This window comes from Pseudomonas corrugata, from assembly GCF_001269905.1.
In the GTDB taxonomy this organism is placed as follows: domain Bacteria; phylum Pseudomonadota; class Gammaproteobacteria; order Pseudomonadales; family Pseudomonadaceae; genus Aquipseudomonas; species Aquipseudomonas corrugata.
The window spans coordinates 366,750-393,542 of the sequence record NZ_LHVK01000008.1 but is presented as its reverse complement, the minus strand read 5'-3'; the positions used below and the strand labels follow the sequence as shown (position 1 = coordinate 393,542).

Here is a 26,793-nt window from a genome sequence, read left to right as displayed (position 1 = left end):
CCCATTGCGCTCTGGTTCTTGATTGTGGGAGCGAGCCTGCTCGCGATAGCGGCCTGACAGCCGGCCAGGCTCTCCCGGCTGTACTCAATCCAGATCAGCCCAGCAACAACGTCCCACTGGCCACCAACATCGCATCCCCACCAATCTTCACCCGCTCCCCCTCCAGCCGACAGAACAGTGCCCCTCCCCTGGTCGAGCACTGATAAGCCGTCAACCCCAGCTTGCTCAGGCGTTTGGACCAGTACGGAACCAGGCTGCAATGGGTCGATCCGGTCACCGGATCCTCGTTGATACCAATCGCTGGCGCAAAGTAACGCGAGACAAAGTCATGCCGGCTACCCGGCGCGGTCACGATAGCGCCGGGCCACGGCAGTTTGGCCAGGGCCGCCATGTCCGGCTTGCAATCGAGCACTGCTTGCTCCGACTCCAGCACCACCAGCAGCACACTGGATGCCAGAACGTCCACCGCCTCGACACCCAGGGCACTCTGCACGGCCAGGGAGGCGCCCAGTTCGCTGGGTACCATGGCCGGAAAATCCAGCCACAACCGGTTACCTTCGCGACTGACGCTCAAGGGGCCGGATTTGCAGATGAAGTCCAGCCGCTGGGCAGTCTCATGATAGACCTCGAACAGCACATGAGCGCTTGCCAGCGTGGCGTGTCCGCACAACGGGACTTCGGTGGTGGGGGTGAACCAACGGATGTGCCAATACTGACCTTCGCGCACCAGGAAAGCGGTTTCAGCCAGGTTATGTTCGGCTGCAATCTTCTGCATCAAGTCATCGGCCAGCCAGGCATCAAGCCGATAGACTATCGCCGGATTACCGCCAAACGGTCGGTCGCTGAACGCATCGACTTGATGAAACGCGAGCTGCATGGCCTTCTCCTTGTAAGGATCCTTGTTGAAGCTTGAGCATGAGGCGCCTTGACACCGTCGCGCCAGTGACAGATCAAGTGAATTTTCACCCTACAGCGTAGGGCAATATCTGCTAATGGCCTGTGCGGCTAACTTGAGTGCGCAATTCAGCCAGACAAGCCATTAGCCAGAGGATCAGGCGCGACCGATATCGGCGAACGCCGCCCCGGTATGCTCCGCCAACACCCCGGGCGCCAGCTCCACCTCCAACCCCCGCCGCCCTGCGCTGACATAGATGCTGGCGAATGGCTGAGCGGAATTGTCGATGAAGGTGCGCAAGCGCTTCTTCTGTCCCAACGGACTGATACCGCCCAACAGATAACCCGTGGAGCGTTGCGCAGCCGCCGGGTCGGCCATCTCGACTTTTTTCACACCGGCGGCATGGGCCAGCGCTTTCAGATCCAGGCTGCCCGCAACGGGCACCACCGCCACCAGCAATTCACCTTTCTCACTGGCGGCCAGCAATGTCTTGAACACCTGTGCTGGATTCAACCCCAGCTTTTCCGCCGCCTCCAGGCCATAGGAGGCGGCCTTGGGATCGTGGTCGTAACTGTGGATACGATGCTCGGCGCGCACTTTTTTAAGCAGATCCAATGCGGGGGTCATGACCGCTCCTGAAGAAATCAGAAAAGAGTGGGCCGGGATTCTAAGTCATACTTCACGAATAGTTGAAAATATGACCAGAGGTTCACTTTCAATCTTTGACAGCAGCGTTTCTTGTCTATATTTTTTCGAAAGTGAAAGCCAGAACGCATGTCTCGAGTACCATCCGAGACCAGAATTACGTCCCAAGGCAATCGATATGACCGACATTCAGAACAAGAACTACATCATTGCCCTCGACCAGGGCACGACCAGCTCGCGCGCGATCATCTTCGACCGTGACGCCAATGTGGTCTGCACCGCCCAACGCGAATTCGCCCAGCATTATCCCCAGGCCGGGTGGGTCGAGCATGACCCGATGGAAATCTTCGCCACCCAGAGCGCGGTCATGGTCGAAGCCCTGGCCCAGGCCGGCCTGCATCATGATCAGGTTGCCGCCATCGGTATCACCAACCAGCGTGAAACCACGGTTGTCTGGGACAAGACCACCGGCCGTCCGATCTATAACGCCATCGTCTGGCAATGTCGGCGCAGCACCGAAATCTGCGAACAGCTCAAGCGCGACGGCCACGAACCCTACATCAGCGAGACCACCGGCCTGGTTACCGACCCGTACTTCTCCGGCACCAAGCTCAAGTGGATCCTGGACACCGTAGAAGGCAGTCGTGAGCGGGCGCGCAACGGTGAACTGCTATTCGGCACCGTCGATAGCTGGCTGATCTGGAAATTTACCGGCGGCAAGGTCCACGTCACCGACTACACCAACGCCTCGCGCACCATGCTTTTCAACATCCACTCCCTGGAGTGGGACGCGAAGATGCTCGACATTCTCGACATCCCCCGGGAAATGTTGCCGGAAGTGAAGTCATCCTCGGAAATCTACGGCCGCACCAAGAGCGGCATCGCCATCGGCGGTATCGCCGGCGACCAGCAGGCCGCCCTCTTCGGCCAGATGTGCGTGGAGCCCGGCCAGGCGAAAAACACCTACGGCACCGGTTGCTTCCTGCTGATGAATACCGGGGACAAGGCAGTCAAATCCAATCACGGCATGCTCACCACCATCGCCTGCGGCCCCCGCGGAGAAGTGGCCTATGCCCTGGAAGGTGCCGTATTCAATGGTGGCTCCACGGTGCAATGGCTGCGCGACGAGCTGAAAATCGTCAACGACGCCCTCGATACCGAGTACTTCGCCAACAAGGTCAAGGACAGCAACGGCGTGTACCTCGTGCCCGCCTTCACCGGCCTCGGCGCGCCGTACTGGGACCCCTATGCCCGTGGCGCACTGTTCGGCCTGACGCGCGGCGTACGGGTCGATCACATCATTCGCGCGGCGCTGGAGTCGATTGCCTATCAGACTCGCGACGTGCTCGACGCCATGCAACAGGATTCAGGGGAGCGCCTCAAGGCCTTGCGCGTTGACGGCGGCGCGGTGGCGAACAACTTCCTGATGCAGTTCCAGGCCGACATCCTCGGCACCCAGGTCGAGCGCCCGAAAATGCGCGAGACCACGGCCTTGGGCGCCGCCTACCTGGCGGGCCTGGCGTGCGGCTTCTGGGGCAGCCTGGAAGAACTGCGCGGCAAAGCGGTGATCGAGCGCCGGTTCGAGCCGCAACTGGACGAACAGGCGAAGGAAAAACTTTACGCCGGCTGGAAAAAAGCCATCAGCCGCACCCGCGATTGGGAATCTCACGAAGACGCCGAATAGCCTGAAACCGGCATGAAGAAGGAGTGAAACTGGTCGGGAGTGGATTCCTGCGGCATCATGGGCAAATTTTGCATGGCAGCCCAAAGGAAGCCCCATGAATCTGCCTCCCCGTCAGCAGCAAATCCTCGAACTGGTCCGTGAACGTGGCTATGTCAGCATCGAGGAAATGGCTCAGTTGTTCGTTGTCACCCCGCAAACCATCCGCCGTGATATCAATCAGCTGGCCGAGGTGAATCTGCTGCGTCGCTACCACGGTGGCGCCGCCTATGATTCGAGCGTTGAAAACACCGCCTATGCCATGCGCGCCGATCAGATGCGTGATGAGAAACAACGCATTGCCGAAGCCATCGCCGCCCAGATCCCCGATCATGCGTCGCTGTTCATCAACATCGGCACCACCACCGAATCCATCGCCCGGGCGCTGCTCAACCACAACCAGCTGAAAATCATCACCAACAACCTGCACGTGGCTTCGATCCTCAGCGCCAAGGACGACTTCGAAGTGTTGATCGCCGGTGGCAACGTGCGCCGCGACGGCGGCGTGGTTGGCCAGGCCAGCGTCGATTTCATCAACCAGTTCAAGGTCGATTTCGCCCTGGTGGGTATCAGCGGGATCGACGAAGACGGCAGCCTGCTGGACTTCGATTACCAGGAAGTGCGCGTCTCCCAGGCGATCATCGCCAACGCCCGGCAAGTGCTGCTGGCGGCGGACTCCAGCAAGTTCGGGCGCAATGCCATGGTCCGCCTGGGACCCATCACCCTGATTGACTGTCTGGTAACCGACCAGCAACCGGTGCCGGCCTTGGTGCAGTTGCTGAGCCAGCACAAGATTCGCTTGGAAGTGGTTTAGAGGCAGCTTCAAGCTACAAGCTTTCAGCTTCAAGAGATCGCAGGCTTCGCCAGCTCCTACACCATCCCGTAGGATCTGGCGAAGCCTGCGATCTTTTTATGTTCGAAAATTTTCCTTTCGGCCATTCTCGATGAGTTTTTTCAATCGAAGTCGACTAGCTGTTGCCGTGTTAATGGGCTAGTATTTTCGCAAATGAACATTAATGTTCGAATTCAAATGTTACGAAAAGAGCCCGAGGCCAGCCGATGCCCACCTCCACGTTGCCTACGCCCCCGATCGCCGAAATCTACGACATCGCCGTCATTGGTGGCGGTATCAATGGCGTAGGGATTGCCGCGGACGCTGCCGGTCGCGGTCTTTCGGTATTCCTTTGCGAAAAGGACGACTTGGCCAGCCATACCTCCTCGGCCAGCAGCAAGCTGATCCACGGTGGGCTGCGCTACCTCGAACATTACGAGTTCCGCCTGGTGCGTGAAGCATTGGCCGAGCGCGAGGTGCTGCTGGCCAAGGCCCCGCACATCGTCAAGCAGATGCGCTTCGTACTGCCCCACCGCCCGCATCTGCGCCCGGCCTGGATGATCCGTGCCGGCCTGTTCCTCTACGATCACCTGGGCAAGCGCGAACAACTCGCCGGCTCCAAGAGCTTGAAATTCGGTACCGACAGCGCGCTGAAAAGCGAGATCACCAAGGGCTTCGAATACTCCGATTGCTGGGTCGACGATGCACGGCTGGTGGTGCTCAACGCCATGACGGCGCGGGAAAAAGGCGCGCACGTCCACACCCGGACCCGTTGCGTGAACGCCCGCCGCAGCAACGGGCTGTGGCATTTGCACCTGGAACGCGCCGACGGCAGCCTGTTTTCGATCCGTGCCAAGGCACTGGTGAATGCGGCCGGCCCATGGGTCGCCAAGTTCATTCGCGATGACCTGAAGATGGAATCGCCCTACGGCATTCGCCTGATCCAGGGCAGTCATGTGATCGTGCCGAAACTCTACGAGGGCGAACACGCGCACATCCTTCAGAATGAAGACCAGCGCATCGTGTTCACCATTCCTTACCTGAACCAGTTCACCCTGATCGGCACGACCGACCGCGAATACACCGGTGATCCGGCCAAGGTGGCGATTACCGACGGCGAAACCGATTATCTGTTGAATGTGGTCAATGCTCACTTCAAGAAACAGATCAGCCGTGACGACATCCTGCACAGTTATTCCGGTGTGCGTCCGCTGTGCAATGACGAGTCCGACAACCCATCGGCCGTGACCCGTGACTACACCCTGGCGCTTTCCGGTAGCGGCAAAGAGGCGCCCTTGCTGTCGGTGTTCGGCGGCAAGCTGACCACCTACCGCAAACTGGCTGAATCGGCCATGGCGCAACTGGCCCCCTACTTCCCCCAGATGCGGCCGAGCTGGACCGCCGACGCCCCGTTGCCCGGTGGCGAAAACATGACCACCCCGCAGGCACTCTGCTCGGCGATCCGCGACAAGTACGACTGGGTACCCACCGACCTCGCGCGCCGTTGGGCCACCACCTACGGCAGCCGTACCTGGCGCATGCTCGAAGGCGTGCACAACCTGAGCGACCTGGGCGAGCTCATCGGTGCCGGCCTCTATACCCGGGAAGTCGACTACCTGTGCAGCGACGAATGGGCCGTCGATGCCCGGGACATCCTGTGGCGCCGCAGCAAGCTGGGTCTGTTCACCACCCCTGCCGAACAGGAAAAGCTGCAGCAATACCTGGACAAAGTCGCACACAACCGCCGCAAGATCGAAGCGGCCTGATCGATAGCCTGCCCGACCGAAGCCCCTGAATCCTCCGATTCAGGGGCTTTTTACTGTCTGAAATCTCGCCACCGGCCCTGTGCGAGTCTGCTCGCGATAGCGGTGTGTCTGAATCAACAGAGGCTAGATGTGCCATCGCTATCGCGAGCAGGCTCGCTCCCACAGGGGTCGATGTGGACTCAAGGCATTCGGTTTTCCGAACGCGACCCTGCAGTCGATTCGGTTAACCGGATAATTCGCTCATAAAAAACCTGAAATAAAACGTTAATGTACTTATAAAACAATAAGTTACCACTGATCGACTGGCCTGGCACGGGTCATGCTCTACACTCGTCGAGACGAATGTCTGGACGCCAACACAGCAGGAGCAGACAGGCATTCGAAGTACTCAGGGCCGAACCGGCTGAAATAAAAAAAACAATGTCGAGGAAACATCGATGCGTATCGTTCCCCATCTCCTGGGCGCAGCCGTTGCTGTCGCTCTGATCAGCACCCCAGCTTTCGCCGCCGAACTGACCGGCACGCTGAAAAAGATCAAAGAGTCCGGCGTCATCACGCTCGGGCATCGCGACGCTTCCATTCCGTTCTCCTACATCGCGGACGCTTCCGGCAAACCGGTCGGCTATTCCCACGACATCCAGTTGAAAGTCGTCGAAGCCCTGAAAAAAGACCTGGACATGCCCGACCTGCAGGTCAAGTACAACCTGGTCACTTCGCAAACCCGTATCCCGCTGGTACAGAACGGCACCGTGGACCTGGAATGCGGATCCACCACCAACAACGTCGAGCGTCAGCAGCAGGTTGACTTCTCCGTTGGCATCTTCGAGATCGGCACACGCCTGCTCGCCAAGAAAGATTCCAAGTACAAGGATTTCGGCGATCTGAAAGGCAAGAACGTCGTGACCACCGCAGGCACCACCTCCGAGCGCATCCTCAAGTCGATGAACGCCGACAAGCAGATGGGCATGAACGTGATTTCCGCCAAGGACCACGGCGAGTCCTTCCAGATGCTGGAATCGGGTCGTGCCGTCGCGTTCATGATGGACGACGCCCTGCTGGCCGGCGAAGCGGCCAAGGCCAAGAAGGCCTCCGACTGGGAAGTGACCGGTACGCCACAGTCCTACGAAATCTACGGCTGCATGATGCGCAAAGGCGACGAGCCGTTCAAAAAGGCAGTGGATGACGCCATCAAGGCCACCTATGCGTCGGGCGAGATCAACAAGATCTACGACAAATGGTTCACCCAGCCGATCCCACCAAAAAACCTGAACCTGAACTTCCCGATGAGCGACGAGCTCAAGGCACTGATCGCCAACCCGACCGACAAAGCGGCTGACGACAAGAAGTCCTGATTTTTCTGACTAACCTTATCTCCTGAAGGGGCCCGGCCCTTTCAGGGGATGGTCACTCCCAGCTGACAATAAGGAAACACTCGAACCGGTGGCTGTCGAGCCGGACGGGTGTGCCTGGCCTTCAAGGTCGGGCGGGAACGGAGCTTCCCCAGACGGGCATCTGTACATCGAACGATCCGAGGGGAGACCCTAATGAATTACAACTGGGACTGGGGCGTGTTCTTCAAGTCCACCGGCGTGGGCAGCGAGACTTATCTCGACTGGTACATCGCCGGCCTGGGCTGGACCATCGCCATCGCCGTCGTGGCCTGGATCATCGCCCTGCTGCTGGGCTCGATCCTGGGCGTGATGCGCACCGTACCGAACCGGCTGGTGTCGGGTATCGCCACCTGCTACGTCGAGCTTTTCCGTAACGTGCCGTTATTGGTGCAGCTATTTATCTGGTACTTCCTGGTGCCCGACCTGCTGCCGGAGAACCTGCAGGAGTGGTACAAGCAGGACCTGAACCCGACCACCTCGGCCTACCTGAGCGTCGTCGTGTGCCTGGGCCTGTTCACCGCCGCCCGTGTCTGCGAACAGGTGCGCACCGGTATCCAGGCACTGCCACGTGGCCAGGAGTCTGCCGCCCGGGCCATGGGCTTCAAGCTGCCACAAATCTACTGGAATGTGCTGCTGCCCCAGGCCTACCGGATCATCATTCCGCCACTCACCTCGGAATTCCTCAACGTCTTCAAGAACTCCTCCGTAGCCTCGCTGATCGGCCTGATGGAACTGCTCGCGCAGACCAAGCAGACCGCCGAGTTCTCGGCCAACCTGTTCGAAGCCTTCACCTTGGCGACACTGATCTATTTCACCCTGAACATGAGCCTGATGTTGCTCATGCGCATGATCGAGAAAAAAGTCGCGGTGCCCGGCCTCATTTCCGTGGGGGGTAAATAATGGAATTCGATTTCAGTGGCGTCGTTCCGGCGATTCCCGGCCTGTGGAACGGCATGGTGATGACCCTCAAGCTGATGGTCCTGGGCGTGATTGGCGGGATCGTCCTGGGCACGATCCTGGCGTTGATGCGCCTGTCCCATAACAAGTTGCTGTCCAACATTGCCGGCGCCTACGTCAACTACTTTCGCTCGATCCCGCTGCTACTGGTGATCACCTGGTTCTACCTGGCGGTGCCGTTCGTGCTGCGCTGGATCACCGGCGAAGACACGCCAATCGGCGCGTTCGGCTCCTGCGTCGTGGCGTTCATGATGTTCGAAGCGGCGTACTTCTGCGAAATCGTGCGGGCCGGCGTGCAGTCGATCCCCAAAGGCCAGATGGGCGCCGCCCAGGCGCTGGGCATGAATTATGGCCAGACCATGCGCCTGATCATCCTGCCCCAGGCGTTTCGCAAGATGACCCCGCTGCTGCTGCAGCAGAGCATCATCCTGTTTCAGGACACCTCGCTGGTCTACACCGTCGGCCTGGTGGACTTCCTCAATGCTTCGCGAGCCAATGGCGACATCATCGGCCGCTCCAATGAGTTCCTGATCGTCGCAGGTCTCGTGTACTTCACAATCAGCTTTGCCGCCTCGCTGCTGGTCAAGCGTCTGCAAAAAAGGTTCGCCGTATGATCTCTATCAAGAACATCAACAAGTGGTATGGGGACTTCCAGGTACTGACCAATTGCAGCACCGAGGTCAGCAAAGGTGAAGTGGTGGTGGTGTGCGGTCCGTCGGGTTCGGGCAAGTCCACCCTGATCAAGTGCGTGAACGCCCTGGAGCCGTTCCAGAAAGGCGACATCGTGGTCGACGGCACCTCCATCGCCGACCCGAAGACCAACCTGCCGAAACTGCGTTCGCGGGTGGGCATGGTGTTCCAGCACTTCGAACTGTTCCCGCACCTGACCATCACCGAGAACCTGACCATCGCGCAGATCAAGGTGCTGGGCCGCAGCAAGGAAGAAGCCACCAAAAAAGGTCTGCAATTGCTCGATCGGGTCGGTCTCTCGGCCCATGCCCACAAGCATCCGGGCCAGCTCTCCGGCGGCCAGCAGCAGCGCGTGGCGATTGCCCGCGCACTGGCGATGGACCCGGTGGTGATGCTGTTCGACGAACCGACCTCGGCCCTCGACCCGGAAATGGTCAACGAAGTGCTGGACGTGATGGTGCAACTGGCCCACGAAGGCATGACCATGATGTGCGTGACCCACGAAATGGGCTTCGCCCGCAAGGTAGCGAACCGGGTGATCTTCATGGATCAGGGCCAGATCATCGAAGACTGCCCGAAGGAGGAGTTCTTCGGCGACATCAGCGCCCGCTCCGAACGTGCGCAGCACTTCCTTGAGAAAATCCTGCAGCACTGACAGCTCAGCCCACTCTCCTGTGGGAGCGAGCCTGCTCGCGAAAACGGACTGACATTCAACATCGACGTTGATTGTACCGGCCTCATCGCGAGCAGACTCGCTCCCACAAGGAGCCGGGTGTTGGTTTGTAGATTTGTGTTGTGGTTGACCCAAGGCTTCTGTGATGAAATGCGACCCCACCCTCTATCGCGCGACGCCGCCATCACTTGCCGTGAAACCCCGCCTGATCCGCCATCTGTTCCTGCCGCCGTTGATCATCGCGCTGATGATCGGCCTGGGTTACCTTGGTTTCTGGATCAGCGAGCACTACGGCATTCGCAGCCTCGCCGAGAATGGCGAGCGCCAGTTGGAGCTGCACGCCCGCGCGGTGGAAAGCGAGATCAGCAAGTACACCTACCTGCCCAGCCTGCTGGAGCTTGAATCCAGCGTCTCGCAACTGCTCGACGATCCGACACCGGAACATCGCAAAACCGTCAACGAATACCTCGAAGGCCTGAACCGCCGCAGCCGCAGCCGGGCCATCTACATAATGGACACCACCGGCCGGGTCATGGCCACCAGCAACTGGCGCGACGTCGACAGCTACCTGGGCGAAGACTTGTCCTTCCGCGCCTACTTCCAGAATGCCGTACGCGGCCAACCGGGACGCTTCTACGGCATCGGCAGTACCAACGGCGAGCCGGGCTATTACCTGGCCCATGGTCTCGAACAACAGGGCAAGATCATCGGCGTGGCTGTGGTCAAGGTAAGGCTCGAAGCCATGGAGGAGCGTTGGCAGCGGGCGCGCCTGGAGGCTTTCGTCAGTGACGAGAATGGCATCATCATCCTCTCCAGCGACCCGGCACGACGACTCAAGTCCGTGCGTCCGTTGAGTGATGACACCAAGGAACGCCTGGCCCGCAGCCTGCAGTATTATTGGTTCCCGCTGAACGAACTGATCCCCCTGGCCCGGGAGCGGTTGAGCGAAGGCATGGAAAAACTGACCTTCCCGGCCAACACCGAAGTGGCCGCCGAAAAACAGGCCATCAGTTACCTCTCGCAGACCCGGCCCCTGAACGACACGCCGTGGAACTTCACCCTGCTGACCCCTCTGGAAGACCTGCGACGCCAGTCGATCAACCAAGGCATTCTGGTGGCCGTGGCCTTCGCCCTGGTGGCGTTCCTGCTGATCGCCTGGAACGAACGGCGCAAGGTCATCGCCACCCGCCTCGCCGCACGCGAAGCCTTGCAGGAAGCCAACAGCCAGCTCGAGCGTCGGATTACCGAACGCACCACCGACCTGCGGGCCAGCAACGATCGGCTCAAGAGCCAGATCCGCGAACGCCGGCAGGCCGAAGAAACGTTGCGCCGGGCCCAGGACGAACTGGTACAGGCCGGCAAACTGGCAGCCATCGGGCAGATGTCCACCAGCATCGCCCACGAGCTAAACCAGCCGCTGGCCGCGCTGCGCACCTTGTCCGGCAACACCGTGCGCTTCCTGGAACGCGGCCAGCTGGATACCGCCAGCGCCAACCTCAAGACCATCAACGAACTGATCGATCGCATGGGTCGGATCACCGCCAGCCTGCGTTCCTTCGCCCGGCGCGGGGACGACAAGGGCCGGGCCAGCCTCGGCAAGGCCGTCGAGGCCGCCCTGCAACTGCTGGCCGGTCGCCTTGAAAGCCAGGGTATCCAGGTGCATGCCGGCTTCGATGACATCCAGGTGCAGATCGACCAGACACGCCTGGAGCAGATCCTGGTGAACCTGATCGGTAATGCCCTGGACGCCATGCAGAATCGACCCGAGCCACGGCTGTGGCTCGAAGGCCAGGCCCAGGATGGAAAATATCGCCTGCGGGTTCGGGACAATGGCCACGGCATCGACCCGGAAACGCGCAAGCATCTGTTCGAGCCTTTCTTCACCACCAAGCCCGGCGAACAAGGCCTGGGCCTGGGCCTGACGCTCTCGGCGAGCCTGGCCGCCGCCGCTGGCGGGCACCTGGATGTCGAGCACCCGGATGGCGGTGGCAGCACCTTTGTCCTCAGTTTACCGTTGGTAAGCCCTTTATCTGCCGAGCCGCTATGAACAACGACCTGAGCGTACTGATCGTCGAAGACGATCCCCATGTCCTGCTGGGCTGCCAGCAGGCCCTGGCCCTGGAAGACATTCCCTGCGTCGGCGTGGGCAGCGCCGAAGAAGCCCTGGAGCGGGTCGGCGATGACTTTGCCGGCATCGTCATCAGCGACATCCGTCTGCCGGGCATCGATGGACTGGAGCTGCTGACCCGCCTCAAGGCACGGGACCGCAGTCTGCCGGTGGTGCTGATCACCGGTCACGGCGACATCTCCATGGCGGTGGACGCGATGCAGAAAGGCGCCTACGACTTCATGGAGAAACCCTTCTCCCCCGAGCGCCTGGTGGACGTCGCCCGCCGTGCCCTGGAAAAACGCAGTCTGGCCCGAGAGGTGACTTCGCTGCGCCGGCAACTGGCCCAACGCGACTCCCTGGAGGGCAGGATCATCGGTCGCTCGCCGGCCATGCAGCATTTGCGGGAGTTGATCGCCAATGTCGCTGACACATCGGCCAACGTGCTGATCGAAGGCGAAACCGGTACCGGCAAGGAACTGGTCGCCCGTTGCCTGCATGATTTCAGCCGACGTCATGACAAACAGTTCGTCGCGCTTAACTGCGGCGGCTTGCCAGAGAACCTGTTCGAAAGCGAGATTTTCGGCCATGAGGCCAATGCCTTCACTGGTGCCGGCAAGCGGCGGATCGGCAAGATCGAGCATGCCGACGGCGGCACGCTGTTTCTCGATGAAGTGGAAAGCATGCCCCTGTCCTTGCAGATCAAGTTGTTGCGCGTGCTGCAGGAACGCACCCTCGAACGGCTGGGCTCGAACCAGAGCGTGGCCGTGGATTGCCGGGTAATCGCCGCCACCAAGTCCGACCTGGATGAACTGGGTCGGACCGGACAGTTTCGCAGCGACCTGTATTACCGTCTCAACGTGGTGACCCTGGAACTGCCACCACTGCGCGAACGGCGGGAAGACATCCTGCAGCTGTTCGAGCATTTTCTTCAGCAATCGTCCCTGCGCTTCGACCGTACGGCGCCGGAGCTGGACAACCAGACCCTGTCCAATCTGATGAGCCACGACTGGCCAGGCAACGTGCGGGAGCTGCGCAACGTCGCCGAACGCTTCGCCCTCGGCCTGCCGGCCTTCAAGAAATCCGGGGCCAGCGGCGGCAGCCAGGGCCTGGCCTTCGCCGAAGCGGTGGAAGCCTTCGAGCGCAACCTGCTGGTCGACGCCCTGCAACGCAGCGGTGGCAACCTGACCCAGGCCAGCCTGGAGCTGGGGATGGCCAAGACCACGCTGTTCGACAAAGTCAAAAAATACGGCCTGAGCCATTAATCGGGGACGATGAAACTGTGGACCTGATTTTCAAGGCGGCACTTGGCGCGGCCGTGGTGGTGATCCTGGCGATGCTCGCCAAGACTCGAAACTACTACATCGCCGGTCTGGTGCCGTTGTTTCCCACCTTCGCCCTGATCGCCCATTACATCGTCGGCAAGGGCCGCTCGGTAGATGACCTGAAGACCACCATCGTATTTGGCATGTGGTCGATCATTCCCTACTTCGTTTATCTGGCGACGTTGTACATCATGGTCGACCGCATGCGCCTCGAGGCTTCGCTGGCCGTGGCGGCCGTGGCCTGGCTGATGGCGGCAACGGTGCTGGTCAGTGTCTGGGTGAGGGTGCACGGCTGAATGTTGACGGCACCCTGTGGGAGCGAGCTTGCTCGCGATCGCGCCGGATCAGTAGCCGACAGTGAACCGCGTGCCTGAGAACTGCGGTGCTTCCACTTCATCGATCATCGCAATGGCGTAGTCGGCAAAGCTGATCCAGCTGCGCCCGGCGGCGTCAAACATCAGATGATCCTTGCCGAGCCGAAACTGGCCGGTGCGTGCGGTTTCCACGAACTCCGCCGAGGGCGAGAGGAAGGTCCAGTCCAGGTCCTGCTCCTTGCGCAGCACGTCCAGGAACAAAGCACCGGCAGTGGCTTCGGCAAGGTATTCCTCTGGAAAACCATCGCTGTCGATCACCCGGCTATTGTCCGGCAACAGCAGCGAGCCTGCGCCGCCCACCACCAGTAACCGCTTGACCCCGGCGGCCTTCAGCGGAGCGACAATCTTGTCGGCCGATACGGTGGCAAAGTGGGCAGCGCTGATCACGACATCGTGACCGTCGACTGCGGCAGTCAACGCCTCGCTGTCCAGTACGTCCAGTTGCTTGCAGGTCACCCCGGTCCTTTCCCCGATTTTCGCGGTATTACGGGCGATGGCCGTCACACTGTGACCGCGACGCAGGGCCTCTTCCAACAGTTGGCTGCCGGCACGACCGGTAGCACCGATGATTGCGATTTTGCTCATGGTGTTCTCCTGTGATTAACGATGTTTGAAAATGCTGTTGTGAATACAAAGCCTGTGGGAGCAAAGCTTGCTCGCGATACAGACGCCGCGATTTTCAGAAAGACCGTATCAAATTCATCGCGGGCAAGCCTTGCTCCCACAGACCTTGCTCCTGCATAACAAGAACGAGTCCCTCACCACTTCATCTCCCCCTTCGCCACCTTGGCACTGAGCGCCAGGGAGCTGTCTTCACCCAGGTTGGGATAACGTTGTTTAATGGCCGCGATCAGCGCAGCGGAATCCTTGGCGCGAGCGGTCTCTTCGTCGAACGCCTTGATGTACCCGGCGGTGAAGGTGACCGCGGCCAGGGAGCGGGCACTCTCGCCCAGGTAATGCCCCGGGATCACGGTGCTCGGTTGCAACCTCTCAATACCGGCCAGGGTCGCCAGCCAATCCTTATGGGATTGCGGCGTCTGGGTGTCGGCCATCCAGACGTGAATGTTCTCGGCCACCACCACACCGCCGACCACCGCCTTGATCGAAGGAATCCACAGGAAACTGCGGTCCGGTTGTGGACCGTCGAGGCCGACGATCTGCAAGCGCTGGCCTTCCAGCATCAGGCTGTCGCCCTTGAGCACTTGGGGCACGACAGCCTTGGCCGGCGCGTCGGCCTTCAGGATCGGCCCCCAGTATTTAAGCTTGCCGTCGACGGTCTGCTTGATGTGCTCGACGGTCGGGGCAGACGCCAGCACCTTGGCTTCAGGGAACGCAGCGGTCAGGGTTTCCAGGCCGAAATAGTAGTCCGGGTCGCCATGGCTGATATAAATCGCGGTCAATTGTTTGCCGCTGGCGCGGATTTTCTGCACCACCTGTTCAGCCTGGGACTTGCCGAACTGGGCATCCACCAGAATCGCCTCCTTTGCGCCGCTGACCAGCACCGAGGTCACCGGGAAAACCGCCGCCTCGCCAGGATTGTAGACGTCCAACGTAAGGTCGGCGGCCCAGGTGTGGACGGTGAAGACCAGGCCGGCGGTTGCCAGCAACAGGCGCTTGAATGGGGTGATTGCGGTCATGCTGTGCTCCGTTGTCCATGGGCCCGAGGGCAATGGAACGAAGCTTAGTCATCCGGTTCGTTCCAAAAAATGCGATGCTACGACATAGTTTGTTTCTGAAAGCGGGCAAATCATGGATCGTCTACAAGCAATGCGGGTGTTTGTCGCCGTGGTGGACCTGGGCAGCCAGTCGGCAGCGGCCGAGTATCTGGACCTGTCGCGGCCGGTGGTCTCGCGGTATCTGGCGGAGCTGGAGGATTGGGTCGGTGCCCGGCTGATGCATCGCACCACCCGCAAACTGAGCCTGACGGCCGCAGGCATAGAGACACTGCCGCGCTGCCGACAGATGCTTGAGCTGTCCAGCGACATGCAGGCGGCTGTCAGCGCGCCAGACGACGCCCCGCGGGGCATATTGCGCATCAGCGCCAGCACCTCGTTCGGCCAGGCCCAACTGGCAGCGGCGATCGCCGAGTATGTCAGCCGGTATCCGGGGGTGAGCGTCGACCTGCAAATGCTGGATCGCACCGTGAACCTGGTGGACGAGCGTATCGACCTGGCGATCCGCATGAGCAACGACCTGGACCCCAGCCTGATCGCCCGGCGCCTCACCGTCTGCCGCTCGGTGATCTGTGCCTCGCCCGGTTACCTGCGCGAATACCCGGCACCGCAACGGGTCGAGGATCTGAGCCTGCACAATTGCCTGACCCACTCCTACGTGGGCAAGAGCCTCTGGCATTTCGAGCAGGACGGCGAGCAGGTCTCGGTGCCGGTGCAGGGTAATATCAGCGGCAACGACGCCAGCACCTTGCTACGGGCGACCATGGCCGGTGCCGGCGTGGCGATGCTGCCCAGCTACCAGGCCGGCGCCCATATCAAGAGCGGCGAACTGACCCGCCTGCTGGCCCACGCCGAACCCCGGCAGATGAACATGTACGCGGTGTACGCATCACGTCGGCACATGCCTTCAGCGCTGCGCAGCCTGGTGGATTTCCTGGTGGAGAGGTTTCCCGAGACGCCGGAGTGGGATGTGGGGTTGTAAAAAATACTTCCTCACCACTGTCCCTGTGGGAGCGAGCCTGCTCGCGATGGCGGAGTATCAGTCAACATTTGCGCAACTGACACATCGCCATCGCGAGCAGGCTCGCTCCTCACTGGGGCAATACGCCTCTCAAGTCGTGCACCTGGATTCCACCAACAGCCCGCCCCAAGGCATACTTGCCACCCTCCGCATTCCAGAATCCGAAACCGCCCCATGCGTATCCACGTCAGTTTCATCGACCGCGTCGGCATCACCCAGGAAGTCCTGGCGCTGCTGGGTGGGCGCAATCTCAATCTGGATGCGGTGGAGATGGTGCCGCCCAACGTCTACATCGACGCCCCGACCCTCAGCCCGCAGGTGCTGGGCGAGCTGCGTGAGGCGCTGTTCAGCGTGCGGGGAGTGCAAGCGGTCACCGTGGTGGACATCCTGCCGGGCCAGCGTCGGCACCTGCAGCTCGATGCCCTCCTGGCGGCCATGACCGATCCAGTGCTGGCCCTCGACAGCGCCGGCAACGTGTTGCTCGCCAACCCTGCGCTGATCGCCCTGTACGGTCGGGAACCGGCCGGCGAAAGCGTGGCCGAGCTGTTCGGGGACGAGGCGCTGCTGGGCACCTTGCTGGAGAACGGCTTTCGCTTGCCGCTGCGGGAAATCACCCTCAATGGCCAGACCTGGCTGCTGGACGCCACGCCCATCACCGACGCCGGTGCGCTGCTCACGCTGTATCAGCCGAACCGCATTGGCGAACGTTTATCGGCGCTGCACCACGACCATGCCGAAGGTTTTGATGCGCTGCTCGGCGACTCCCCGGCGATCCGCACCCTCAAGGCTCGGGCGCAACGGGTTGCGGCGCTGGATGCACCACTGCTGATCCAGGGCGAAACCGGCACCGGCAAGGAGCTGGTGGCGCGGGCCTGCCATGCCATCAGCGCGCGCTATGGCGCACCGTTCCTGGCTCTGAACTGCGCCGCGCTACCGGAGAACCTGGCCGAAAGCGAACTGTTCGGCTACGCCCCCGGCGCCTTTACCGGCGCACAACGGGGGGGTAAACCAGGACTGATGGAACTGGCGAACCAGGGCACGGTGTTCCTGGACGAAATCGGTGAGATGTCGCCGTATCTGCAAGCCAAGCTGCTGCGTTTCCTCAATGACGGCAGCTTCCGCCGGGTCGGCGGCGACCGGGAAATCAAGGTCAACGTGCGGATCCTCAGCGCGACCCATCGCAACCTGGAGAAAATGGTCAACGAAGGTTCGTTCCGCGAAGACTTGTTCTATCGCCTGAACGTGCTCAACGTCGAGGTCCCGCCATTGCGTGAGCGCGGCCAGGACATCCTGCTGCTGGCCCGGCATTTCATGCAGCAGGCCTGCGCGCAGATTCAGCGCCCGGTCTGTCGCCTGGCCCCCGGCACCTATCCGGCGCTGCTGGGCAACCGCTGGCCCGGCAACGTGCGACAACTGCAAAACGTGATCTTCCGCGCCGCCGCCATCTGCGAGAGCAGCCTGGTGGACATCGGCGACCTCGACATCGCCGGCACCTCTGTCGCGCGACAAGGCGATGTGGACGTCGAAAGCCTGGAGCAAGCCGTGGAAGCCTTCGAGAAACACCTGCTCGAAAGCCTCTACGTCAACTACCCGTCCACACGCCAACTCGCCAGCCGCCTGCAAACGTCCCATACGGCGATCGCCCACCGGTTGCGCAAGTACGGGATTCCCAACAAGCCATAGGGGCTCTGGAAGGACCTCTGTGGGAGCGAGCCTGCTCGCGATAGCGGCGTGCCAGCTACAGAAATATTGGCTGATACTCCGCCATCGCGAGCAGGCTCGCTCCCACAGGGCCTGCCTCGACCAATAATCAGCTCAAAAACGACCTCTATCTGTACTGAAAGCGCTACAGTGGAACGATATCGCTACAGGTAGCGGTAAGCTGCGCCGGATAAGGCTTTGATCCCACAATCATTTTTTCCAAGCACGGAGCTGTAGCGATTTCGCTACAGAGGCAGTCGCCCAAGTCGTGCCGAATCCCCTCAAATCATTGATCCATAAGCACTTATTGATATTGGCCGCATTCTTGCTATGGGTATTAACCATATGGCCGGGCACCGTCCCGCGCCTTTCTACGTCCACCAGACGATCTGGCCCCAGGAGTTCCCATGAGCGAGTTGCGTTTCACTGAAGATCACGAATGGCTGCGCGCCGAAGCCGATGGCAGCGTCACGGTCGGCATCACCGCCTTTGCGCAGAACGCTTTAGGCGATGTGGTCTATGTTCAGTTACCGGAACTGCAAACCTATGCCAAGGGTGACGAAGCCTCTACCGTGGAATCGGTGAAGGCCGCCAGCGGTGTCTACATGCCGCTGGACGGTGAAGTGCTGGAGGTCAACCCGGCCTTGGAAAGCAATCCTGAACTGGTCAACGAAGATCCGCTGGGCGAAGGCTGGTTTTTCCGTTTCAAGCCAGCCAATGCCGCTGAAGTTGGCCAACTGCTGGATCAGGACGCCTATGACCGTCTGATCAAAGCCAACGCCGAAGCCTGAGGAGCGCCACATGACCGTTAATCTGGGCACCGCCAACGAATTCATCGCCCGTCATATCGGCCCGCGGGCCAGCGACGAGCAAGCCATGCTCGAACGCCTGGGCTACGACTCCCTGGAAGCCCTGAGCGCCAGCGTCATCCCTGAAAGCATCAAGGGGACCAGCGTGCTGGAGATGGGCGACGGCCAGAGCGAAGCAGACGCCCTGGCCTCGATCAAGGCCATTGCCGCCAAGAACCAACTGTTCAAGACCTACATCGGCCAGGGTTACTACAACTGCCACACGCCGGCACCGATCCTGCGCAACCTGTTGGAAAATCCGGCCTGGTACACCGCCTACACCCCATACCAGCCGGAAATCTCCCAAGGCCGTCTCGAAGCACTGCTGAATTTCCAGACCCTGATCAGCGACCTTACCGGCCTGCCGATCGCCAACGCCTCGTTGCTGGACGAAGCCACCGCCGCCGCCGAGGCCATGACCTTCTGCAAGCGCCTGAGCAAGAACAAGGGCAGCAATGCCTTCTTCGCCTCGCGCCACTGCCACCCACAGACCCTCGACGTGCTGCGCACCCGTGCAGAGCCCCTGGGCATCGACGTGGTGGTCGGCGACGAACGCGAGCTGACCGATGCCAGCCCGTTCTTCGGAGCGCTGCTGCAATACCCGGCCAGCAACGGCGACCTGTTCGACTACCGCGAACTGACCGAGCGCTTCCACGGGGCCAACGCCCTGGTGGCGGTCGCGGCTGATCTGCTGGCCCTGACCCTGCTGACCCCGCCGGGCGAATTCGGCGCCGATGTCGCCATCGGCAGTGCCCAACGCTTCGGCGTACCGCTGGGTTTCGGCGGCCCGCACGCAGCGTATTTCTCCACTAAGGATGCCTTCAAGCGCGACATGCCAGGCCGCCTGGTCGGGGTGTCCGTGGACCGTTTCGGCAAGCCGGCCCTGCGCCTGGCGATGCAGACCCGCGAGCAACACATCCGCCGCGAGAAAGCCACGAGCAACATCTGCACCGCCCAGGTGCTGCTGGCGAACATCGCCAGCATGTACGCCGTGTACCACGGTCCCAGGGGCCTGGTGCAAATCGCCAACCGCATCCATCACTTGACCGCGATTCTCGCCAAGGGCCTGGGCGCGTTGGGCGTGAGCGTCGAACAGGACAGTTTCTTCGACACCCTGACCCTGCACACCGGCGCGCAAACCGCAGCCCTGCACGACCAGGCCCGCGCCCAGCGCATCAACCTGCGCGTGGTGGACACTGAACGCCTGGGCCTGTCCCTGGACGAAACCACCTGCCAGGCCGATATCGAAACCCTGTGGGCGCTTCTGGCCAGCGACAAGCCCCTGCCGGACTTCGCCGCCCTGGCCGCCAGCGTGCAGAGCCGCATCCCCGCTGAGCTGGTGCGCCAGTCGCCGGTGCTCAGCCACCCGGTGTTCAACCGCTACCACTCCGAAACCGAGCTGATGCGCTACCTGCGCAAGCTCGCCGACAAGGACCTGGCCCTGGATCGCACCATGATCCCGCTGGGTTCCTGCACCATGAAACTCAACGCCGCCAGTGAAATGATCCCGGTGACCTGGGCCGAATTCGGTGCCCTGCACCCATTCGCCCCGGCCGAACAGAGCGCCGGTTACCAGCAACTGACCGACGAACTGGAAGCCATGCTTTGCGCCGCCACCGGTTACGACGCGGTGTCGCTGCAACCCAACGCCGGTTCCCAGGGAGAGTACGCCGGCCTGCTGGCGATCCGTGCCTATCACCAGAGCCGTGGCGAAGACCGTCGCGACATCTGCCTGATCCCTTCGTCGGCCCACGGCACCAACCCGGCCACCGCCAACATGGCCGGCATGCGCGTGGTGGTCACCGCATGCGATGTCCGTGGCAACGTCGACATCGAAGACCTGCGGGCCAAGGCCATCGAGCACCGCGAACACCTCGCCGCGCTGATGATCACCTACCCGTCGACCCACGGCGTGTTCGAGGAAGGCATCCGCGAAATCTGCGGCATCGTCCATGACAACGGCGGCCAGGTGTACATCGACGGCGCCAACATGAACGCCATGGTCGGCCTCTGTGCGCCGGGCAAATTCGGCGGTGACGTGTCGCACCTGAACCTGCACAAGACGTTCTGCATCCCCCACGGCGGTGGCGGCCCGGGCGTCGGCCCGATTGGCGTCAAGTCGCACCTGGCGCCTTTCCTGCCGGGCCACGCCAACATGACGCGCAAGGAAGGCGCAGTGTGTGCGGCGCCATTCGGCAGCGCCAGCATCCTGCCGATCACCTGGATGTACATCCGCATGATGGGTGGCGCAGGCCTCAAGCGCGCCTCGCAATTGGCGATCCTGAATGCCAACTACATCGCCCGTCGCCTGGAAGAGCACTACCCGGTGCTCTACACCGGCAGCAACGGCCTGGTGGCCCACGAGTGCATCCTCGACCTGCGCCCACTCAAGGACAGCAGCGGCATCAGTGTCGACGACGTGGCCAAGCGCCTGATCGACTTCGGCTTCCACGCCCCGACCATGTCGTTCCCGGTAGCCGGCACGTTGATGATCGAGCCGACCGAAAGCGAATCCAGGGAAGAACTGGATCGCTTCTGCGACGCCATGATCTGCATCCGCGAAGAAATCCGCGCGGTGGAAAACGGCAGCCTGGACAAGGACGACAACCCGCTGAAAAACGCCCCGCACACCGCGGCGGAAATCGTCGGTGAGTGGACCCACCCTTACAGCCGCGAACAAGCGGTGTACCCGGTCGCGTCGTTGATCGAAAGCAAATACTGGCCACCAGTGGGCCGGGTCGACAACGTGTTCGGCGACCGCAACCTGGTCTGCGCCTGCCCGTCGATCGAAAGCTACGCTTGACTTGTAGGGGGGGCGGGCTCGCCCGTCCCCCTCAACTGCCGCATCCCCCCTTGTGGGAGCGAGCCTGCTCGCGATGGCGGTGTGACAGCCAATGCAGATGTTGACTGACACTCCGTCATCGCGAGCAGGCTCGCTCCCACAGGGATCACTCTCAATCTTTCGATCTCCATAAAAAGAAACCGGAGAAACACCATGTCGTTAAGCGTGTTCGACCTGTTCAAGATCGGTATCGGCCCTTCCAGTTCCCACACGGTCGGCCCGATGCGTGCCGCTGCCCGTTTCGTCGAAGGGCTGCGTCGTGATGACCTGCTTGAGACCGTTGCCAGTGTCAGGGTCGAGCTGTACGGCTCTCTCGGCGCCACGGGCAAGGGCCATGGCAGTGACAAAGCCGTGCTGCTGGGCCTGGAGGGCGAACACCCGGATACCGTGGACACCGAAACGGTGAACGCCCGTCTGCAGGAGATTCGCAGTAACGGTCGCTTGAACCTGCTGGGCCAACACCCCATCGAATTCAATGAAAAACTGCACTTGGCGATGATTCGCAAACCGCTGCCCTTCCATCCCAATGGCATGATCTTCCGCGCCTTCGACGGTGCCGGCCTGCAAGTGCGCAGTCGCGAGTACTATTCGGTGGGTGGTGGCTTCGTCGTCGATGAAGACGCCGCCGGGGCCGACCGTATCGTCGAAGACGCCACGGTCCTGACCTTTCCATTCAAAAGCGCCAAGGATCTGCTGGGCCATTGCAGCACCTATGGTCTGTCCATCAGCCAGGTGATGCTGACCAATGAAAGCGCCTGGCGCCCCGAAGCTGAAACCCGCGCCGGCCTGCTGAAGATCTGGCAGGTGATGCAAGATTGCGTGGCAGCCGGGTGCCGCAACGAAGGGATCCTGCCGGGCGGGCTGAAGGTCAAGCGACGGGCAGCGGCACTGCACCGTCAATTGTGCAAAAACCCCGAAGCGGCGTTGCGCGACCCGTTGTCGGTGCTGGACTGGGTCAACCTGTATGCCCTGGCCGTCAACGAGGAAAACGCCTTTGGCGGGCGTGTCGTCACCGCGCCCACCAACGGCGCGGCGGGGATCATCCCGGCCGTGCTGCATTACTACATGCGCTTCATTCCCGGGGCCAACGAGGACGGCGTGGTGCGGTTCCTGCTGACCGCCGCCGCCATTGGCATCCTGTACAAGGAAAATGCCTCCATTTCCGGTGCCGAGGTCGGTTGCCAGGGTGAAGTCGGCGTCGCCTGCTCCATGGCCGCCGGTGCCTTGTGCGAAGTCCTGGGCGGCACGGTGCAGCAAGTGGAAAACGCCGCTGAAATCGGCATGGAACACAACCTCGGCCTGACCTGCGACCCGATCGGCGGCCTGGTGCAGGTGCCCTGCATCGAACGCAACGCCATGGGCTCGGTGAAAGCCATCAACGCGGTGCGCATGGCCATGCGCGGCGACGGGCATCATTTCGTCTCCCTCGATAAAGTCATCCGCACCATGCGCCAGACCGGCGCCGACATGAAAAGCAAATACAAGGAGACCGCCCGCGGCGGTCTGGCGGTCAACATCATCGAATGCTGATACGCGTCTCTCTTCAATTTTCCAGGAGCTGATATGTCCACCGAACAACTGCTGAAGACCCCGCTGCATGCCCTGCACCTAGAACTCGGCGCCCGCATGGTGCCGTTCGCCGGCTACGACATGCCGGTGCAGTACCCATTGGGGGTCATGAAAGAGCATCAGCACACCCGCGACCAGGCCGGGCTGTTCGACGTGTCCCACATGGGTCAGATCCGCCTGACCGGTGCAAGTGCCGCCCAGGCCTTGGAAACCCTGGTGCCGGTGGACATCATCGACCTGCCGGTGGGCATGCAACGCTACGCCATGTTCACCAATGACAATGGCGGCATTCTCGACGACCTGATGGTGGCCAACCTGGGCAACGACGAGTTGTTCCTGGTGGTCAACGCAGCGTGCAAGGACCAGGATCTGGCCCATCTGCGCGCCCGCATCGGGGGCCAGTGCGACATCGAGCCGCTGTTCGAGGCCCGCGCCCTGCTCGCCCTGCAAGGGCCGGCCGCCGTCACCGTGCTGGCTCGCCTGGCACCGGACGTGGCGAAAATGACCTTCATGCAGTTCCAGCGCGTCACGCTGCTGGGTGTGGACTGCTTTGTCAGCCGTTCGGGCTACACTGGTGAAGACGGTTTCGAGATCTCCGTGCCCGCAGCCGACGCGGAAAAACTCGCCCGCGCCCTGCTGGCGGAACCGGAAGTGGCCGCCATCGGCCTCGGCGCCCGTGACTCCCTGCGCCTGGAAGCCGGTCTGTGCCTCTACGGCCACGACATGAACACCGACACCACTCCGATCGAAGCCAGCTTGCTGTGGGCCATTTCCAAGGTCCGCCGCGCCGACGGTGCCCGCGCAGGCGGCTTCCCGGGCGCCGAAACCGTGTTCGCCCAGCAACAGAATGGCGTGAGCCGTAAACGCGTCGGCCTGCTGCCTCAGGAGCGCACCCCGGTGCGCGAAGGTGCGGAAATCGTCAACGAGGCAGGCGAGATCATCGGTACGGTGTGCAGCGGCGGCTTCGGTCCGACCCTGGGCGGTCCTTTGGCGATGGGTTATCTGGACACCGCCTATATCGCCCTGGAAACCCCCGTCTGGGCCATTGTTCGTGGGAAAAAGGTGCCTTTGCTTGTAAGCAAAATGCCATTCGTTGCACAACGCTACTACCGCGGTTGATTGACTGTTTCTATAAGTAACGCGATTGCGTTATACGTGCACTAATGTGTAACGCAACCGCCATAAAAAGGTGCATTTACTTCCTATTGAATGCTGTTTATAGCGCTGCCAAACAATTGAACTAGCCTATCGATTAAGCCCAGGCCAGCGAAACGCGTAAATGGCGCAGAGCTGAGGAAAACCGGGCCCTTCAGAGGGGGTTGTTTTTTCATTCGTAGTTGGCGTAGAGTTTGGTCACTGTGTTTGCATGGGTCGCTTGGAATCGTGACCTGGGCAGTAGCCTATGAAGTTCGCTACATCCCGTTCGACGTCTCTTACTTTCCTGCAACCCAGCCCCAGTACTCTTTCAAGTGAAAGAGGCTGTCATCAATTTAAGCGTCAAAGGAAATAAGAAAATGGCTGAGCGTCAGAGCGGTACCGTCAAGTGGTTCAACGACGAAAAGGGTTTTGGTTTTATCACTCCTGAAAGCGGTCCGGATCTGTTCGTACATTTCCGTGCCATCCAGGGCAACGGCTTCAAGAGCCTGAAAGAAGGCCAGAAAGTCACCTTCGTTGCCGTGCAGGGCCAGAAAGGCATGCAGGCTGACGAGGTTGTTGCCGAGGCCTAAGCTTTCGCAACCCCAAAAGCCCCTGATTGATATCAGGGGCTTTTTTATGAGCGTAAATCCGTAGAATGGGCTTCTTTTTGCTCCGAGGCCGTCATGCCGAAACACCTGCTCACCCCTCAGGGCGACTTCCCTCCCGTCGGCCTGGGTCGTCGCCTGGCGGCGATGTTCTATGACTTTCTGCTGTGCACGGCGTTGCTGATCGTCACCAGCGGCGTCTACAAGATGATCCAGATGGGGATCATCGGTGAAGAGAAAATGCGCACCCTCACCGAAGCCGGCGCACTGGATGGCGACCCCTTGCTGTCCACCGTGCTGCTGTTCGTGCTGTTCGGTTTCTTCGCCAAGTTCTGGACCCACAATGGCCAGACCCTGGGCATGCAGGTGTGGAGCATCCGCGTGCAGAACGCCGATGGCTCGGCCATCAGCCTGTGGCAGGCGCTGTTGCGGTTCGTGGTGTCGATTGCCTCATGGCTGCCGGTGGGGCTGGGCTTTCTCTGGTCGCTGTTCGACAAACGCAAGCGCAGCTGGCATGACATCTACTCGGACACGCAGTTGGTACGGGTTCCCAAGAAGACCAAGTGATTCACACGTCTCATTCCCACGCTCTGCGTGGGAATGCAGCCAAGGACGCTCTGCCTCCCAGAGCCGAACGCGGAACGTCCGTAGAGACATTCCCACGCGGAGCGTGGGAGCGAACATCAGGACTCAGGCGTTACCCGCCAGCTTCATCCGCGCCGCCTGGGTGAAGTCCAGCATGCGCTTGAGCGGGCGAATGGCCTGAGGGATCAACGCCGGGTCGACGAAGATCTCATTGGTGCCCTCCTGCAAGCTCTTGAGGGTGCGTTCCAGGGTATTCATCGCCATCCACGGGCAGTGGGCGCAGCTGCGGCAAGCTGCGCCGTTGCCGGCGGTAGGAGCTTCGATGAAGACTTTGTCCGGGCACAGCTGCTGCATTTTGTAGAAAATACCGCGGTCGGTGGCAACGATCAGCGTCTTGTTCGGCAGGCTCTGGGCCGCAGCGATCAGTTGGCTGGTGGAGCCCACGGCGTCCGCCAGTTCAATCACCGAGGTCGGTGACTCCGGGTGCACCAGGATCGCGGCGTCCGGGTACAGGGCCTTCATGTCCTCCAGTTGCTTGGACTTGAACTCCTCGTGGACGATGCAGGCGCCGTCCCAGAGCAGCATGTCGGCGCCGGTCTTGCGCTGGATATAAGTGCCCAGGTGCTTGTCCGGACCCCATATGATCGTCTCGCCGTTGTCCATCAGACTCTCGACGATTTCCAGCGCACAGCTGGACGTTACCACCCAGTCGGCCCGGGCCTTGACCGCCGCCGATGTGTTGGCATACACCACCACGGTGCGCTCCGGGTGCTGATCGCAGAACGCCGAGAACTCGTCCACCGGGCAACCGAGGTCCAGGGAGCAGGTGGCTTCCAGGGTCGGCATCAGCACGCGTTTTTCAGGATTGAGGATCTTGGCAGTTTCGCCCATGAACCGGACCCCGGCCACCACCACGGTCTTGGCCGGATGAGCGTTGCCGAAGCGGGCCATTTCCAGGGAGTCGGACACACAGCCCCCGGTCTCTTCGGCCAGTGCCTGGATGATCGGGTCGCAGTAGAAGTGCGCGACCAGTACCGCGTCCTGAGCCTTGAGCTCGGCGGCGATGGCGGCGCAGTACCAGGCCTCTTGCTCGGCACTCAGCGGCTTGGGCTGCTTGGCGTCGAGGTGAGCCTGGACCAGGAGACGTTCGGAAATTTGCGTCATGTTCGCAAGACCTGCAGGCGCGTTTAGCGCGAAAGTCGAGTATACACCCCGGCTCCGGACCACTCGGGTACCGCCGGGAAAGTGGGTATCAATCAGGCACGGGATAGTGTGAAGCCGGCAAGGCTACAGAATATCCCGCCGATGCAAAAGATCATTCTGATCGGTGCCTGTCCGGTACGCTCCAGTGCCATTCAAACACAGCGTCGCGGGGAAGCGGATACCCAAACCAAGCTGACTGAAATGTAATCACCTGCCCCGCTTGCCTGTGTCATC

Annotated in this window: 23 protein-coding genes; 18 read left to right on the top strand and 5 right to left on the bottom strand. The window is 61.3% G+C overall.

Annotated elements, in window-relative coordinates; translation table 11 throughout:
- Nucleotides 1-94: 94 nt before the first annotated feature.
- Entirely contained in the window at nucleotides 95-877 is a 783-nt protein-coding gene (locus AD665_RS12930) for a PhzF family phenazine biosynthesis protein (RefSeq protein WP_024779499.1), read from the bottom strand.
- Nucleotides 878-1,051: 174 nt separating this feature from the next.
- On the bottom strand, nucleotides 1,052-1,522 hold the full coding sequence (ybaK, locus tag AD665_RS12925; protein WP_053192359.1) for a Cys-tRNA(Pro) deacylase: 471 nt from the start codon (nucleotides 1,520-1,522) through the stop codon (nucleotides 1,052-1,054).
- Between the two features lie 196 nt (nucleotides 1,523-1,718).
- On the opposite strand from ybaK, the gene glpK reads away from it, so the two are divergent.
- The 10 genes from glpK to AD665_RS12875 all read left to right on the top strand — a co-directional run bounded on the left by glpK (nucleotide 1,719) and on the right by AD665_RS12875 (nucleotide 13,297).
- Complete coding sequence (gene glpK / locus AD665_RS12920) at nucleotides 1,719-3,224, top strand: glycerol kinase GlpK (protein ID WP_024779497.1); 1,506 nt, start codon at nucleotides 1,719-1,721, stop codon at nucleotides 3,222-3,224.
- 94 nt (nucleotides 3,225-3,318) lie between these two features.
- On the top strand, nucleotides 3,319-4,074 hold the full coding sequence (locus AD665_RS12915) for a DeoR/GlpR family transcriptional regulator (RefSeq protein ID WP_053192357.1): 756 nt from the start codon (nucleotides 3,319-3,321) through the stop codon (nucleotides 4,072-4,074).
- 245 nt (nucleotides 4,075-4,319) lie between these two features.
- Nucleotides 4,320-5,858 carry a glycerol-3-phosphate dehydrogenase gene (gene glpD / locus AD665_RS12910; protein WP_024779495.1) on the top strand — a complete coding sequence of 513 codons (1,539 nt, stop codon included), beginning with the start codon at nucleotides 4,320-4,322 and terminating at the stop codon, nucleotides 5,856-5,858.
- Between the two features lie 437 nt (nucleotides 5,859-6,295).
- Nucleotides 6,296-7,210: a glutamate/aspartate ABC transporter substrate-binding protein gene (locus AD665_RS12905; RefSeq protein WP_024779494.1), complete on the top strand. Its 915-nt coding sequence runs from the start codon at nucleotides 6,296-6,298 to the stop codon at nucleotides 7,208-7,210.
- Nucleotides 7,211-7,402: 192 nt separating this feature from the next.
- Nucleotides 7,403-8,149 carry an amino acid ABC transporter permease gene (locus tag AD665_RS12900; protein ID WP_024779493.1) on the top strand — a complete coding sequence of 249 codons (747 nt, stop codon included), beginning with the start codon at nucleotides 7,403-7,405 and terminating at the stop codon, nucleotides 8,147-8,149.
- The gene (locus AD665_RS12895) at nucleotides 8,149-8,820 is read left to right on the top strand and encodes an amino acid ABC transporter permease (RefSeq protein WP_024779492.1); all 672 of its coding nucleotides are present in this window, start codon (nucleotides 8,149-8,151) and stop codon (nucleotides 8,818-8,820) included. The genes AD665_RS12900 and AD665_RS12895 overlap by 1 nt, the downstream gene beginning before the upstream one ends.
- On the top strand, nucleotides 8,817-9,551 hold the full coding sequence (locus tag AD665_RS12890; RefSeq protein ID WP_024779491.1) for an amino acid ABC transporter ATP-binding protein: 735 nt from the start codon (nucleotides 8,817-8,819) through the stop codon (nucleotides 9,549-9,551). The genes AD665_RS12895 and AD665_RS12890 overlap by 4 nt, the downstream gene beginning before the upstream one ends.
- 163 nt (nucleotides 9,552-9,714) lie before the next feature.
- Nucleotides 9,715-11,616 carry a two-component sensor histidine kinase AauS gene (aauS, locus tag AD665_RS12885; protein WP_024779490.1) on the top strand — a complete coding sequence of 634 codons (1,902 nt, stop codon included), beginning with the start codon at nucleotides 9,715-9,717 and terminating at the stop codon, nucleotides 11,614-11,616.
- Entirely contained in the window at nucleotides 11,613-12,941 is a 1,329-nt protein-coding gene (gene aauR / locus AD665_RS12880) for a two-component response regulator AauR (RefSeq protein WP_024779489.1), read from the top strand. The genes aauS and aauR overlap by 4 nt, the downstream gene beginning before the upstream one ends.
- Before the next feature lie 26 nt (nucleotides 12,942-12,967).
- The gene (locus tag AD665_RS12875) at nucleotides 12,968-13,297 is read left to right on the top strand and encodes a GlpM family protein (RefSeq protein WP_170167956.1); all 330 of its coding nucleotides are present in this window, start codon (nucleotides 12,968-12,970) and stop codon (nucleotides 13,295-13,297) included.
- A gap of 48 nt (nucleotides 13,298-13,345) precedes the next feature.
- Here the strand turns inward: AD665_RS12875 and AD665_RS12870 are convergent, their stop codons facing one another.
- Together AD665_RS12870 and AD665_RS12865 are read right to left on the bottom strand one after the other, a co-directional pair.
- Nucleotides 13,346-13,960, bottom strand: coding sequence for an NAD(P)-dependent oxidoreductase (locus tag AD665_RS12870; protein WP_024779487.1), 615 nt, complete (start codon nucleotides 13,958-13,960; stop codon nucleotides 13,346-13,348).
- A gap of 173 nt (nucleotides 13,961-14,133) precedes the next feature.
- Nucleotides 14,134-15,012 carry an MBL fold metallo-hydrolase gene (locus AD665_RS12865; RefSeq protein WP_053192356.1) on the bottom strand — a complete coding sequence of 293 codons (879 nt, stop codon included), beginning with the start codon at nucleotides 15,010-15,012 and terminating at the stop codon, nucleotides 14,134-14,136.
- A 112-nt stretch (nucleotides 15,013-15,124) separates the two neighbouring features.
- Between AD665_RS12865 and AD665_RS12860 the strand changes: the two genes are divergently transcribed.
- From AD665_RS12860 to AD665_RS12825, 8 genes are all read left to right on the top strand, one after another.
- The gene (locus AD665_RS12860; protein ID WP_033034675.1) at nucleotides 15,125-16,030 is read left to right on the top strand and encodes a LysR family transcriptional regulator; all 906 of its coding nucleotides are present in this window, start codon (nucleotides 15,125-15,127) and stop codon (nucleotides 16,028-16,030) included.
- A 213-nt stretch (nucleotides 16,031-16,243) separates the two neighbouring features.
- Entirely contained in the window at nucleotides 16,244-17,752 is a 1,509-nt protein-coding gene (locus AD665_RS12855; RefSeq protein ID WP_053192354.1) for a sigma-54-dependent transcriptional regulator, read from the top strand.
- 425 nt (nucleotides 17,753-18,177) lie between these two features.
- The gene (gcvH, locus tag AD665_RS12850) at nucleotides 18,178-18,561 is read left to right on the top strand and encodes a glycine cleavage system protein GcvH (RefSeq protein WP_024779483.1); all 384 of its coding nucleotides are present in this window, start codon (nucleotides 18,178-18,180) and stop codon (nucleotides 18,559-18,561) included.
- A gap of 10 nt (nucleotides 18,562-18,571) precedes the next feature.
- On the top strand, nucleotides 18,572-21,421 hold the full coding sequence (gene gcvP / locus AD665_RS12845; RefSeq protein WP_024779482.1) for an aminomethyl-transferring glycine dehydrogenase: 2,850 nt from the start codon (nucleotides 18,572-18,574) through the stop codon (nucleotides 21,419-21,421).
- A gap of 192 nt (nucleotides 21,422-21,613) precedes the next feature.
- Entirely contained in the window at nucleotides 21,614-22,990 is a 1,377-nt protein-coding gene (locus tag AD665_RS12840) for an L-serine ammonia-lyase (RefSeq protein WP_053192352.1), read from the top strand.
- A gap of 33 nt (nucleotides 22,991-23,023) precedes the next feature.
- On the top strand, nucleotides 23,024-24,148 hold the full coding sequence (gene gcvT / locus AD665_RS12835) for a glycine cleavage system aminomethyltransferase GcvT (RefSeq protein WP_024779480.1): 1,125 nt from the start codon (nucleotides 23,024-23,026) through the stop codon (nucleotides 24,146-24,148).
- 395 nt (nucleotides 24,149-24,543) lie between these two features.
- A complete protein-coding gene (locus AD665_RS12830) occupies nucleotides 24,544-24,756 on the top strand; it encodes a cold-shock protein (protein ID WP_024779479.1) in 213 nt (70 codons plus the stop codon).
- Between the two features lie 93 nt (nucleotides 24,757-24,849).
- Nucleotides 24,850-25,338, top strand: a complete 489-nt coding sequence (locus tag AD665_RS12825) for an RDD family protein (RefSeq protein WP_053192350.1) — start codon at nucleotides 24,850-24,852, stop codon at nucleotides 25,336-25,338.
- Nucleotides 25,339-25,461: 123 nt separating this feature from the next.
- Here AD665_RS12825 and nadA read toward each other — a convergent pair whose 3' ends face one another.
- A complete protein-coding gene (gene nadA, locus AD665_RS12820) occupies nucleotides 25,462-26,520 on the bottom strand; it encodes a quinolinate synthase NadA (RefSeq protein WP_053192349.1) in 1,059 nt (352 codons plus the stop codon).
- Nucleotides 26,521-26,793 lie beyond the last annotated feature (273 nt).